General features: G+C 56.2%; 10 protein-coding genes. 5 read left to right on the forward strand and 5 right to left on the reverse strand.

The window, feature by feature from the left end; all coding sequences use genetic code 11:
* The first annotated feature begins 2 nt into the window (after positions 1 to 2).
* Positions 3 to 1,148 carry an HlyD family secretion protein gene (locus AC2FH9_RS02010; RefSeq protein ID WP_142634305.1) on the forward strand — a complete coding sequence of 382 codons (1,146 nt, stop codon included), beginning with the start codon at positions 3 to 5 and terminating at the stop codon, positions 1,146 to 1,148.
* 11 nt (positions 1,149 to 1,159) lie between these two features.
* On the forward strand, positions 1,160 to 2,722 hold the full coding sequence (locus tag AC2FH9_RS02015) for an efflux transporter outer membrane subunit (protein ID WP_496870579.1): 1,563 nt from the start codon (positions 1,160 to 1,162) through the stop codon (positions 2,720 to 2,722).
* A 3-nt stretch (positions 2,723 to 2,725) separates the two neighbouring features.
* Here the strand turns inward: AC2FH9_RS02015 and mprF are convergent, their stop codons facing one another.
* Positions 2,726 to 5,335, reverse strand: coding sequence for a bifunctional lysylphosphatidylglycerol flippase/synthetase MprF (mprF, locus tag AC2FH9_RS02020; RefSeq protein WP_496870581.1), 2,610 nt, complete (start codon positions 5,333 to 5,335; stop codon positions 2,726 to 2,728).
* A gap of 98 nt (positions 5,336 to 5,433) precedes the next feature.
* Positions 5,434 to 5,862 (reverse strand): Lrp/AsnC family transcriptional regulator, encoded by a 429-nt coding sequence (locus tag AC2FH9_RS02025; RefSeq protein ID WP_496870583.1) that lies wholly within the window; start codon positions 5,860 to 5,862, stop codon positions 5,434 to 5,436.
* 86 nt (positions 5,863 to 5,948) lie between these two features.
* Here AC2FH9_RS02025 and rocF point away from each other — a divergent pair, with 86 nt between their 5' ends.
* The 3 genes from rocF to ocd are packed head-to-tail and all read left to right on the forward strand — an operon-like array spanning position 5,949 to position 8,839.
* Positions 5,949 to 6,869, forward strand: coding sequence for an arginase (gene rocF, locus AC2FH9_RS02030; RefSeq protein WP_496870585.1), 921 nt, complete (start codon positions 5,949 to 5,951; stop codon positions 6,867 to 6,869).
* Complete coding sequence (ctlX, locus tag AC2FH9_RS02035; RefSeq protein WP_496870586.1) at positions 6,869 to 7,789, forward strand: citrulline utilization hydrolase CtlX; 921 nt, start codon at positions 6,869 to 6,871, stop codon at positions 7,787 to 7,789. Before rocF ends, ctlX begins: the two co-directional genes overlap by 1 nt.
* 9 nt (positions 7,790 to 7,798) lie before the next feature.
* Positions 7,799 to 8,839, forward strand: a complete 1,041-nt coding sequence (ocd, locus tag AC2FH9_RS02040; RefSeq protein WP_496870587.1) for an ornithine cyclodeaminase — start codon at positions 7,799 to 7,801, stop codon at positions 8,837 to 8,839.
* Positions 8,840 to 8,906: 67 nt separating this feature from the next.
* Here ocd and AC2FH9_RS02045 read toward each other — a convergent pair whose 3' ends face one another.
* From AC2FH9_RS02045 to AC2FH9_RS02055, 3 genes are all read right to left on the reverse strand, one after another.
* Positions 8,907 to 10,310 (reverse strand): TRAP transporter large permease, encoded by a 1,404-nt coding sequence (locus AC2FH9_RS02045; protein ID WP_142634319.1) that lies wholly within the window; start codon positions 10,308 to 10,310, stop codon positions 8,907 to 8,909.
* A 3-nt stretch (positions 10,311 to 10,313) separates the two neighbouring features.
* A complete protein-coding gene (locus AC2FH9_RS02050; RefSeq protein WP_142634321.1) occupies positions 10,314 to 10,943 on the reverse strand; it encodes a TRAP transporter small permease subunit in 630 nt (209 codons plus the stop codon).
* A 65-nt stretch (positions 10,944 to 11,008) separates the two neighbouring features.
* Complete coding sequence (locus AC2FH9_RS02055; protein ID WP_496690700.1) at positions 11,009 to 12,025, reverse strand: C4-dicarboxylate TRAP transporter substrate-binding protein; 1,017 nt, start codon at positions 12,023 to 12,025, stop codon at positions 11,009 to 11,011.
* Positions 12,026 to 12,428 lie beyond the last annotated feature (403 nt).

The raw sequence follows: 12,428 nt of genomic DNA on the forward strand, positions 1-12,428 counted from the left end.
ATATGTTTGTCGCTCTTGGCATTACGCTTTTCTACATCATTTTTGTCTGGCTGATCTTCTTCAAACTACAATGGCTTAAGTTCAGTATCGCCTGGGGCATCGTTTCCTTCTGGGTGGGTGCTCATCTGTTATTGATCTTTATGGTTGCGCTGCGGTTCTTCCAGCCATTTTCGATCGACAGCCACGTGGTTCGCTCAACCATACAGATCGTACCGCGCCTGACTGAACCAACCATCCTTTCCGAGGTTCTGGTCGAGCCGAATACAGAGGTGAAGAAAGGGGATCCGCTGTATCGGTTCGACGACACCGTCTTTGCGCTTGAATTCGAAGAGGCATCCGCACAGTTGGTTGCAGCCCAGCAGAACGCCAAAATTCTGGAACAGGATGTGATCGTCGCGGGTGAAGCCGTCGAGCGAGCCAACGCGCAACTGGCATATGCACTGACCCAGCAGGCACGGTATGAAAACCTTGTCCCTGCGGGTGGTGCCCGAGAGGATGAGCTGGATCGCTGGAACGAGCAGGTCACGGAAGATCAGGCCAAGATAAAAGAGGCCGAAGCCAATCTGGAAAAGGCAAAGCTGGCGCTGGATTCGCAGATCGACGGGGTCAATACCGGAATCGTTCAAGCTCAGGCTCAGTTGGAAAAGGCCCGGTACTTTCTGGACAATACTACGATCTACGCGCCCGAAGATGGTATGATCGTTTCACAACAGGCACGCCCGGGTCTGGTTGTCGGTGATATCCGATTGGGCGCAATCGCCAGCTTTGTGACCAAGGAAAACCCCTATATTCTCGCCACTTACCGGCAGCAGAACCTGAAATTTGTGAAACCCGGGCAACAGGTTGAGGTCGCGCTGGACTTATATCCCGGAGAAATCCTGACCGGCAAAGTCGAGGCAATCTGGTGGGCAACCCGCCAGGGTCAATATCTGCCATCAGGCCGCCTGCCCGGATTTGAACTGCCAAAAATTCCTGGACATATTGCCGTGCAGATTTCGGTCGATATTCCAGATGGCCACGTCTTTCCCGCCGGTGGACATGCCGCGGTGGCAATCTATACCGGCCAGGGCAAAAGCTTTGAGTTCCTGCGGCGCATCAATATCCGCCTCTATTCCTTCGCAAACTTCATCCGACCACTGGACATTTAAGGACACGCTGTATGACACGGGCCAGGCTAAACCGCAGTTTGATGGGCACAGCCCTGTGTGCCGCGCTGCTGGTGGGATGCGCACCTGTCGGTCCTGATTTTGTGCGACCGAACTCTCCGGTCGTGAAGGAATGGATCGAGGTAAACAACCCCTCAGTCGGTTCCAGCGGCCTCACCTCGCGTAGTGCCCCTGTGGCAAAATGGTGGGAGACCTTCAACGACGCCACTTTGAACCGGTTGATCGCCGAAGCCTATGCCCAGAACCTGGCGCTACAGGTGGCCGGTGCACGCGTATTACAGGCCCGCGCACAGCTTGGGATTGCCTTTGGTGAGCTTTACCCCCAATCGCAGGCCATCGGAGGTTTGATCGAGCGGCGCCAGATCAGCGATAATATCGGGCCGATTTCCGATATCAATCGGATCATCCCTCTGGATACCGAATTCTCGACCTCTCAGGTTGGCTTCGACGCCCAATGGGAACTGGATGTGTGGGGGCAGCAACGCCGGGGTGTGCAGGCCGCACGATCCAATCTGGCACTTCAGGTCGCTAATTACGATGACGCTCTGGTCACGCTGACCGGCGATGTAGCAGCGTTATATGTAAGCTTCCGCGCGCTGCAAGAAACTCTGTTCGTGGCACGAGAGAATATCAAACTGCAGCAGGATTCGGTTGATCTGACCCAGCTGCGTTTCAACAACGGCGTCACCACTGAACTGGATGTGCAAGAGGCCACCGCCCTGCTGAACAATACCATGGCGCTGGTGCCGGAAATTGAAAGCGATCTTCAGCAGACCAAGAATGCTTTGGCTGTTTTACTGGGAACAACACCCTCGCGCATGGCCGGGTTGCTGGGTAATTCCGGTCGTATCCCTTCGGCCCGATCCAACGTCGCCGTTGGAGTACCAGCGGAATTGCTGCGCCGACGCCCGGATGTACGCGCCGCAGAACTGGCCGCTGCCACACAGTCTGCGCAAGTTGGGATCGCGATTGCTGACCTGTATCCCCAGTTCATCCTGTCCGGTTCGATCGGCCTGCAGGCCTCGGGCAGTCAGGACCTGTTTTCATCCGCCAGCAATACTGGGCTGGCCAGTGCCGGAGTGGTCTGGAATGTGCTGAATTATGGGCGGATCAAGAATAATGTCCGCGCCCAGGACGCAGCTTATCAGGCATTGATCGCCAACTATCAAAACACCGTCCTGACCGCCTATTCCGAGGTCGAAAGTGCTATGGTCGCCTATACGCAATCACGCAAACAGGTGACATTCTACCAAAACAGCGTCACCGCATCGCGCAAAGCTGCCGAGATAGCGGTGAACCAATACCGGGATGGCATCGCCAGCTATTCCCGCGTTCTGAACACGCAAACCGCATTGCTGCGATCACAGGCCAACCTGATCGAAGCCCGCCAACAGGTTTCGAGCAATCTGGTTGCAGTCTACAAAGGTTTAGGCGGTGGTTGGCAAATCCGGCAAAATCAGGAGTTCCTGCCGGAAACCGTGCTGGCCGAAATGGCCTATCGCACCGATTGGGGAGACCTGCTGCAACAGGCTCCGACCCAAGCGAGCCTGAACTGAGCGCTATTTCGTCAGACCGCGCAAACCGCCCGAAATCAGAATGTTGACCTCGTACAGAATACGCGGCGCGGCCAGTCCTCCGGGGCTGGCCAAATAGTTCGGGCTCCATTCTGGTTCGAATTTCTGCTTGAACGAGCGCAGCCCCTCGAAGTGATAAAACTGTTCGCCATGTTCATAGACAAAGCCGCCAATGCGGTTCCACAGCGATGCCAGTTGCCGGTTTTCGATCCCGGAAAACGGTGCCGCCCCCAGCGAGAACCAGTGGAACCCCTGCTCGGCCCCCCATGACATCATCTCGGCAAACAGCGCGTCCATAACAAAACTTGGGCTATCTGGTTCATACCGCATCAGATCCAGCGACAGTTCTGATTTTTGCCCGCCCTGAAACAGGTTAGCAAACGCGACGATCTCACCTGTTTCGCCATTCCGCAGCACCGCGTGGTCGAAATAGGACAGATAGGTTTCATCAAATCCGCCAAGCGCAAAACCTTTCTCGGCCCCAGCTTTTTGTGCCAGCCAGTCATCCGAAATCTTGCGCAACTCGGGCAGGATCAGGGTTAGTTCCTGTTTTGGAATAATCTCGAAAACATACCCTTCGCGTTCGGCCCGGTTCTTGGCCTGACGGAACCGCTTGCGGGATTTTCCGTCCAGCGAAAAATCTTTCAGCGGCACCCGCGCTACTTCGCCAATTTTCAGGATCGACAGGCCAAGGTCTAGAAAGGTCGGCAGGTATTTGGTGGAAACGCTGTAGAAGGCACAAAGTTTACCCTCACGGTCCGCCATCTCGCGCAGCTGCCATATCAGCTGTTTACCGGCGGTTTCATCCCCTACTGGCTCACCTTTGGTGACTAGCGCGTTGCCGGTATCGGCATAGGCCAGAAAAGCGGTTTCATCCGGCGCGATCAGGAATTGTTTGTCCCCGGTCAAAGATATCTGGGATTCTGTGTCTTCGCTTTCCATCACCAGACGCTCGACTACTTCGGGGATTTCTGTGCGGACTGGAACAGGAATCTCGCGCCCGAACAGTGAGCTAACGGCAACCACCCCAAGGATGACCGCAACCACAAGGCTGGATCGTAGGAAACGCGAGGCGTCGCCGTTCCAGGCAAACTCCCACCACAGGGCATTTTGATATTCGACATGGGAATAAGCAAACAGACCCACCCAAAAGATCACGGCAAGCAATGCAAGAACGCTGACCAGCCAGGGTATGTTCAACCTGAAGATCGACGCGCCGCTAACCCGATAGAACGCATCCCGGAACATGGCCAGCAGAACGATGCTACCCACCATGCTGAGCGCTTCGTGCGTATCCAGCCCTTTGGTCAGCGAAGCGACAAAACCGGCTAGCATCAACAGCATGGCCACAACCCAAGCCCGGTAAAGCTTGCGAAACAGCCCCCGTGACACAAGGATTAGCAAGACCCCTACCGCGCTTCCGGCCAGGTGGGACGCTTCGACAAAGGACAGGGGCAGGAAATCCCGTAGCACACCCAGGTTACCGCTGCTTGCAGGCAACGCGCCGGAGACCAGAAGTATCACACCGGCCACTGCGGCCACGCCTGCGGCCACCATGGGCACGATCGGACGGATCACTCGATAAACCCAAGTGGCTGCACCAGTAATATGTCGACGATGGGTCAATGCCGATGCCACAGCGATCGAGAGTGTGGCGATGAGGAAGGGAAGAAACGTATAGACCAGGCGGTACAGCAGCAGCGCGGCAATGACATCCGACCGGCCTGACGCGCCAAGTCCCGCGATCATAGTCGCCTCGAAGGCGCCAATTCCACCCGGCGCATGGCTGAGGATACCGACCGCAATCGCGCCAATAAAGATGGTGAAGAAATAGGGGTAGCCGATCCCAAGGTCTGTTGGCAGCAGCACATACAAAACCATCGACGCACCAAACACATCGCCCAAGGCCGCCAGCGTCAGCAACCCGGCCAGTTTGCCGCCGGGAAGGTTAAATCCAACCCCGCCATAGGCCAGCCTGCGCCCGCCTTTCGACAGCCAGATGAACAGCGTTGCCAGAGCGATCAAAAGGCCCAATCCTATGACCGTCTCGACCGTATCGCTGATTGGCAAAACCTTCGATATCCCGTCGGGATGAAAGGTCAGCAAAGCCCCCAACAGCAAGGTCATGCCAGACCAGAAAGCGATCCACGAGGTCGCAATAACCCCAGCGACGCGCCCCAGATCCAGCCCCAAAGATGCGTAGATCCGATACCGGATCGCCGTGCCCGTGATGTAGGAAAACCCAAGGCAGTTTGACACCGCATAACCACAGGCCCCGGCCATGCCCGCAACCGGCAAAGGGACCTCACCGTCGGCAACGCTCTGGACTGCAAAGACGTCGTATAAAGACAGGGAAACAAAGCTAAAAGCGGTCCAGCACAAGGCGATGAACAACAGCGTCCAAGAGGTGTTCGCCACATCCGTCTGAACGGATGACCATTTCACATGTGCAGACAGTTCATGCAGCACGGTCAGGGCGACCAGCATGACAATTACGGGAATGGCGATTCTGACCAGGGGTCGTTCCAGAAAACCGGATACTCTTTCGGCAAGTCGGATGGCCCAGAGTTCTTTGCCTGTATCCTGATCAGTCATGTGATTTCCCTGTTTCAGGTTTGCAGCTGCCTTTGCGCGGGTGGCGAACGCATCGCAACTTTTACACATATTCATTGCTGCTCAAAGCACTACAGCAATCAGACGCGGCCTTTCCGAGTAGAAAGAAGCAAGTTGGTTTCAGATCGCGTAATCCCCTCGATCCTGCGGATGCGAAACAGGATTTCATCCAGTTCGGCCAGGGTTTCGGTCCCTATCTCGGCAATCAAGTCCCAACCGCCATTTGTCGAATGGACAGCACGCACCTGTGGCATGGCAGCAATTTGGGCCATGGTGCGCTCGGTGCCGCGCCCTTCGATTTCCAGCATCATCAACCCTCTGACCGGGCTTTGCGCCACATCCCGCCGTGTCAGAACCGTAAAGCCCACAATCTCGCCGGATTGCTTCAAACGTTGCAGACGGCTGCGCACTGTTGTGCGCGTGACCCCCAGTGTTTCAGCCAGTTCCGAGAGTGAAGCACGGGCATCCCGGTGCAGAGCGCTGAGAAGCTTGCCATCCAAATCGTCCATTCAATACTTCCGTTATGTCACTTGCGGTTCCATTTTGAGCATTTTGATCCCTATCCGCAAGCCACATTGCCGGAGTAGTATTCCATATGGATACAAACAACGTAATTCTGGTTGGCGCCCCGATGGATTCGGGCAAGCGTCGACAAGGCTGCCGGATGGGCCCCGATGCCTATCGGGTTGCGGGGCTTCAATCAGCTCTTTCCGATCTCGGCCTTCACCTACGGGATCTCGGCGATATCACACCTGACATTCCGGATATGTCCGAACATTCGCATCTCTTCGCCCTGCCCGAGTGTGTCGGCTGGACCAAAGCTCTCAGCCGTGTCGCGCAGGATGTCGCCCCACAAGGCCTGCCAATTTTCATGGGCGGCGATCATGCGCTTTCGATGGGCACGGTTTTGGGCATGGCTCAGCACGCCGAGCGGATCGAACGCCCACTGTTCGTTCTCTGGCTGGACGCGCATAGCGATTTCCACACACCCGAGAGCACCGATAGCGGCAACCTGCACGGGACACCCGTAGCCTATTTCACCGGACAGCCCGGATTTGACGACTTTCCACCGGTTTCATCGCCAGTTCCGACCGACCGGGTCGGCATGATCGGTCTGCGCTCGGTCGACCCAGCCGAACGGGCTCGGCTGGAACAGGATCGCGCAATGCTGGCCGATATGCGAAGCATCGACGAAAACGGCATCAAAGCACCGCTGATGGCCTTTCTGGAGCGGGTCCGGGCAGTGGATGGCATCCTTCATGTTTCGCTGGATGTGGATTTCCTTGATCCGTCCATTGCTCCTGCAGTTGGCACAACAGTTCCAGGTGGCGCGACCGAACGCGAGGCCCATCTAGTGATGGAACTGCTGCACGAAAGCGGTCTTGTCTGCTCGCTGGATCTGGTAGAATTGAACCCGTTTCTGGACGAACGCGGCCGCACTGCAAAGTTGATGGTCGATCTGGCCGCCTCATTGCTGGGCCGCCGCATCTTTGACCGCCCCACCCGGAGCTTCTGATGCAATCTCTACAAGCCCCACCAGCCGTTGTGATGATCCGGCCCCATGCGTTTGCTTCGAACCCCGAGACACGCGACGACAATGCGTTCCAGACCTTGGCCAACCGCTCGGCAGCGGCCACGTCTGTCCAAGCACGCGATGAACATGATCAGGCGGTGGCGCTGCTGCGCGATGCGGGTGTTAAGGTTCATGTCTTCGACGATTTCGGAGACCTCGACACACCAGACAGCGTATTTCCGAACAACTGGTTCTCGACCCATCCCGGCGGGCATGTGGCTATCTATCCGATGTTTGTGCCGTCGCGCAGGCGCGAACGTCGCGCCGACGTCATAGAAATGTTGAAACAGGAGTATCGTGTTCAGGACGTGATCGATTATTCCGGGCTTGAACAGGACAGACTGGCGCTGGAAGGCACCGGAGCGATGGTTCTGGACCACATTGGCCGCGTGGCCTACACGGTCAAATCCAACCGCGCCGACCCCGTTCTGTTGGAGCGTTTCTGCACCCATTTCAACTATGAGCCCATCGCATTCGAGGCGCATGATGCCGCAGGACGTGATGTCTATCACACGAATGTTCTGATGGGCATCGGCTCCAAATACGCGCTGATCTGTCTTGATATGATCGCGGACCCCGAACGCCGCGCGACAGTGAAAGCCAGGCTGGAAGAATCCGGTCGCACAGTCATCGACCTGACCCATGATCAGATCGCTGAATTTGCTGGCAACGCCATCGAACTGAGCGGCCTGAATGGTCCCGTGCTGGCGCTGTCCAGCCGGGCACTTGCCGCCCTGACCCCGGAACAAATCGCTACAATCGAAGCCAGCGCGACACCTCTGCCGTTTTCGATTCCCACCATTGAAACTGCCGGTGGATCCGTGCGCTGCATGATTGCGGGCATCCACCTGTCCCGCCGATAGGAGCCCCTAATGCAACCATCTGAAAAGGCCCTGGTGCCGTTTGTGTCTGTCGACAATATGATGAGACTGGTCCACCACATCGGCGTCGAACGTATGATCACCGATATTGCGGCGCAAATCGAAGCTGATTTCAAACGGTGGGAAAGCTTTGACAAAACACCCCGCATCCCTGCCCACTCGCCGCATGGGGTGATTGAACTGATGCCAACCTCAGACGGTGAGGCCTATGGGTTTAAATACGTCAACGGCCACCCCAAGAACACCTCCGAAGGCCTACAGACCGTTACCGCATTTGGATTGCTGGCAGACGTCTACACAGGCTATCCGACCCTGCTGACCGAAATGACCATGCTGACTGCATTGCGCACCGCAGCAACCTCTGCTCTGGTCGGCAGCTATCTTGCGCCCAAATCGGCCTCGACCATGGCAATGATCGGGAATGGCGCGCAATCCGAATTTCAGTGCCTCGCCTTCAAGGCCATGTGCGGGATTAATACTGTTCGCTTGTACGATACCGACGCGGCTGCTACCGAAAAATGTGCGGCCAACTTGGCGGGCTCTGGCCTCTCGGTCGTGAAATGCAAATCCCCTGAGGACGCCATCGAAGGCGCGCATATCATCACGACCTGCACGGCGGACAAGAAAAATGCCACGATCCTGACCGATAACTTGGTCGGCCCAGGCGTCCACATCAACGCGATCGGCGGCGACTGTCCTGGCAAAACCGAACTGCACAGGGATATCCTGCTACGCTCTGAAATATTCGTCGAATACCCGGAGCAAACCCGTATTGAGGGCGAGATTCAGGCCCTTGAAGACGATCATCCCGTCACCGAGTTGTGGCAGGTCATGACGGGTCAGGCCGAGGGTCGCAAAGATGATCGTCAGATCACGTTGTTTGACAGCGTAGGCTTCGCGATCGAGGATTTTTCAGCCCTGCGCTACATCCAGTCCGCAGTCCGGGGCACAGATTACTACGAACCCTTGGACATGCTGGCAGACCCTGACGACCCGCGCGATCTGTACGGAATGCTGATGCGAGCGAAATAGAGATACCCTGCCCCCGTGCGCCAGCCGGGGGCAGGTATCACCAAAGATTGACTTCGCCAGATGCCAATTACCCGGCCAGCGAAGGCAGGTACAGAACGATGCCCGGAAAGGCGACCAGCAGCGCAATCGTCACGGCGTCGGCGATGAAAAACGGCGTCACGCCCTTGAACACGTCCTGAACGCTCAGATCAGGGCGGACGCCGGCAACGACAAAGCAATTCAAACCGATCGGTGGCGTGATCAGGCAGAACTCGGCCATTTTCACCACCAAAATACCAAACCAGATGGCGCACATCGGACCGGACATCCCAAACGTACTTTCCGCAGCGGTGACGGCCTCGCCCCCGTTCAGCGCCATAACTGCCGGATAGACAACCGGCAGAGTCAGCAATAGCATCCCGATGGCATCCATGAACATGCCGAGCACCGCATAGGCCAGCAGGATACAGATCAGGATCAGCATCGGAGACATTGTCAGCGACGTGATCCAGTCGGAAAACGCGCTTGGCAAATCGGCGAAACCCAGGAACCTGACATAGATCAGCACGCCCCAGATGATCGAAAAGATCATCGCGGTCAGTTTGGCGGTCTCAAGCAGTGCGGATTTCAACTCTGCCCATCTCATGCCGTGGAACAGCGCGAAGCAGAACACGATAAAGGCACCGATTGCCCCGCCTTCGGTTGGCGTGCCCCAGGCTTTTTCACCAAACGGGTTATAGACGAAGCAGATGATGATCAGGATCACCGCAACAATCGGTAGGGCACCAGGCAGCGCGGCAAAACGCTGTTTCCAAGTAAAGCCAGTGACCGGCGGGCCGACATTTTTGAACACAACGGCGATGCCGACGATCAGCAGACCATAGATAACCGCCGAAAACGCTCCCGGTATGAACCCGGCGAGCAGCAGTTTGCCCACATCCTGTTCCACGATGATCGCATAAATCACAAGGATCGCCGAGGGCGGGATCAGTGAGGCCAAAGTGCCACCTGCAGCAACTACGCCCGCCGCAAATTGTTTGTTGTACCCGACCTTCAGCATTTCCGGGATCGCGATCCGGGCAAATACCGCAGATGTCGCGACCGATGCCCCCGAGACTGCAGCAAACCCAGCGGTGGCGAACACGGTTGCGACCGCAAGCCCACCCGGAACCCAGGCCACCCAGCGCTTGGCCGCCTCGAACAGCGCGCGCGTGAGGCCTGCGTAATAGGCAAGGTAACCGATCAGGATAAAGGTCGGGATCAGGCTGAGCGTATGGGCTGCAACCTTGGAATGCGGCACTTGCCCTGCGGTTTTTACCGCAACGGTCAGCGCCTTGCCAAATCGGTCAGGATCATATCCGAATTTGGCCCAGAATATCCAAACCAGACCGATCAGCCCCGCCAAAGCCGCGGCAAAAGCCACACGCATTCCGGTGATAACCAGAACCAGCAGACCACCGGTGACCCAGAGGCCAATCTCAATCGAGTCCATTTACTAGTCCTGCCCTTCGAATTGTTCGGCTTCAGCGGCAGCCTGCGCAGCAGCGTCCTGTATCATCGGCACCGCAACTGGGTTTTGTAGGCCCAGCACAAAGGCCCGTCCATAACCCCAGATTTGCAGCACAAGCCGCAAGCAAAGTACCGAAAACGCAATAGGTGCCAGTAACTTGGCAGGCCAGAGCGGGATGCCAATGTCGATCGAGCTGTCCCGGCTCCACAGAGGTGCGCCAAAGTCGAATGATCTGTCGAAATGGGACCAGCTGCCCCAGACCAATGCCAACATGAGCACCAGGATGAGAACGACCGAAATCAACTCGAACAGCCACAAAGCCCGTCCGTGTAGCCGCGAAATGACAATATCCATCCGGATATGGCCCCCATCGCGTTGTACGTAAGAGATACCTAGAAACGCAATCAAAGGCATGGCTTGCTCGATCCAATCGACATAGCCCGGCAATGGCGCGTTATAGGCGTTGCGCCCGCTAACCGAGACAACTGCCAGCACCATTAACCCGAACACGGCAATTCCGCTGATCAGTGCAAGCGTACGCTCGGCCCTTAACAGCAGCTGGTCCAGCCTGCTCAGACGGCTATCATCCGCAAGCACCGTCGCCTGTCCTGCCATTCCGCTGGCCCTCTCTGTATTGGAATCAGTGTCCGGGTACCGCGCTGGGTACCCGGAACGCGTGATCAGTTCCCGCCACGCTGTTGTTTCAACGTCAGTTGAACAAGATCATATAGATCTTGCGCAGGCAGACCCTGCGCGGACATGTCAGCGATCCACTGCTCGCGGATCGGATCAGCAGCCTTGGTGCGGAATTCCTCCAGCACGGCTTCGTCGATCTGAACTTTCTGCACGCCTTTTTCGGTCAACACACCATCCCACTGCTCCAGCAGACCGCCGTAATTGGCGAGATAATGGGCTATGGCCTCGTCGACAGAACTGTTAAGCGCTTCACGATGTTCCGCAGGCAGAGCTTCGTAGGCGTCGATATTGACCACAACCGGACAGTTTACAGTGCCGGGGTTCAGGTTGGCCGTCCACCAGTCGGCTTCGTTGATGGTGCCGAAAGACAAATGTGCGTGCTGAGCAAAGGCCACTGTATCAACAACACCGGATTCCATCGCATTAAACGCCTCGGTCGCGGGCACCGATGTTGGAACACCGCCAACGGCCTCAAACGCCTTGCCCAGCCCGCCAGTCGCACGTACACGCATGCCGTCAAAATCGGCAAGCGTTGAGCGCGGATCACCGGTTCCAACGATATTATACTGGGGCATTGGCGACGTCATGATGATCCGGGCATTCCACTGAGCCATCTCATCCTTAACGGCGGGATGATCATATACAGCGTGGCTGATGGCCACCTCTTCTTCCAAATTGTTCACGCCCAGGAACGGCAGCTCAAGTACAGTGATCGCCCGATTTTTGTCGCGGTGATAGCCTGCGCAGAACTGCGCCATTTCGAATGCACCGATCTCAATCCCGTCCAGATTCTCTTTCGGCTTTGACAGCCCGCCATAGCTGACATTGATCGTGAATTCGCCACCGGTTTTTTCGCTGACCAGTTCAGCCAGTTTCTCGACATGTTCGGTAAAGGCCCGGCGTTTGCCCCAGACCGAAGCATTCCATTCTGTTGCTGCAGCTTCGGTAACGAATGCAACAGTCAGGGCGGCGACGGCGGCACCGCTCAACATTTTAGTCATAGTGATTTCTCCCATTGATGCGCCCCCTTTTTTGGGTCGCTTGCGCGTAAAGCTAGCGCCAACATCGATATGTGCCAACCCCTGCCAGACCACCCATCAAAATCTGCAATCCGCCCGCCAGCGCTAACAATCATAAGGTGTATATGAAATGTGTAAATTTCACGGGCGAGCACTTTGAAAACAGTTGAAATGTGGTTAACATCTATATTGCTGTTTTAAATATGTTTTTTTACTATCTTACGATTTCCTTTACAACCCCCCCAGAGAGAATGAAATTTATTAACAAATAAACCCTGCTATTTCTGTAATTTATTTCTTTGTTTTCTGATCTCCGTATTATCCTGCATCGGGAGGAAACAGGTCGACATTGCCTGTTCAGCGGGCAAGATTGTCCCAGTGAATT

The organism is Ruegeria sp. CDSC081, assembly GCF_059610485.1.

Bases quoted from the DNA above. Each gene is read 5' to 3' on its own strand.
- rocF (WP_496870585.1), top strand. From the start codon at position 5,949: ATGGATACAAACAACGTAATTCTGGTTGGCGCCCCGATGGATTCGGGC.
- AC2FH9_RS02015 (WP_496870579.1), top strand. From the start codon at position 1,160: ATGACACGGGCCAGGCTAAACCGCAGTTTGATGGGCACAGCCCTGTGT.
- AC2FH9_RS02055 (WP_496690700.1), bottom strand. From the start codon at position 12,025: ATGACTAAAATGTTGAGCGGTGCCGCCGTCGCCGCCCTGACTGTTGCA.
- AC2FH9_RS02010 (WP_142634305.1), top strand. From the start codon at position 3: ATGTTTGTCGCTCTTGGCATTACGCTTTTCTACATCATTTTTGTCTGG.
- AC2FH9_RS02050 (WP_142634321.1), bottom strand. From the start codon at position 10,943: ATGGCAGGACAGGCGACGGTGCTTGCGGATGATAGCCGTCTGAGCAGG.
- mprF (WP_496870581.1), bottom strand. From the start codon at position 5,335: ATGACTGATCAGGATACAGGCAAAGAACTCTGGGCCATCCGACTTGCC.
- ctlX (WP_496870586.1), top strand. From the start codon at position 6,869: ATGCAATCTCTACAAGCCCCACCAGCCGTTGTGATGATCCGGCCCCAT.
- AC2FH9_RS02025 (WP_496870583.1), bottom strand. From the start codon at position 5,862: ATGGACGATTTGGATGGCAAGCTTCTCAGCGCTCTGCACCGGGATGCC.
- AC2FH9_RS02045 (WP_142634319.1), bottom strand. From the start codon at position 10,310: ATGGACTCGATTGAGATTGGCCTCTGGGTCACCGGTGGTCTGCTGGTT.
- ocd (WP_496870587.1), top strand. From the start codon at position 7,799: ATGCAACCATCTGAAAAGGCCCTGGTGCCGTTTGTGTCTGTCGACAAT.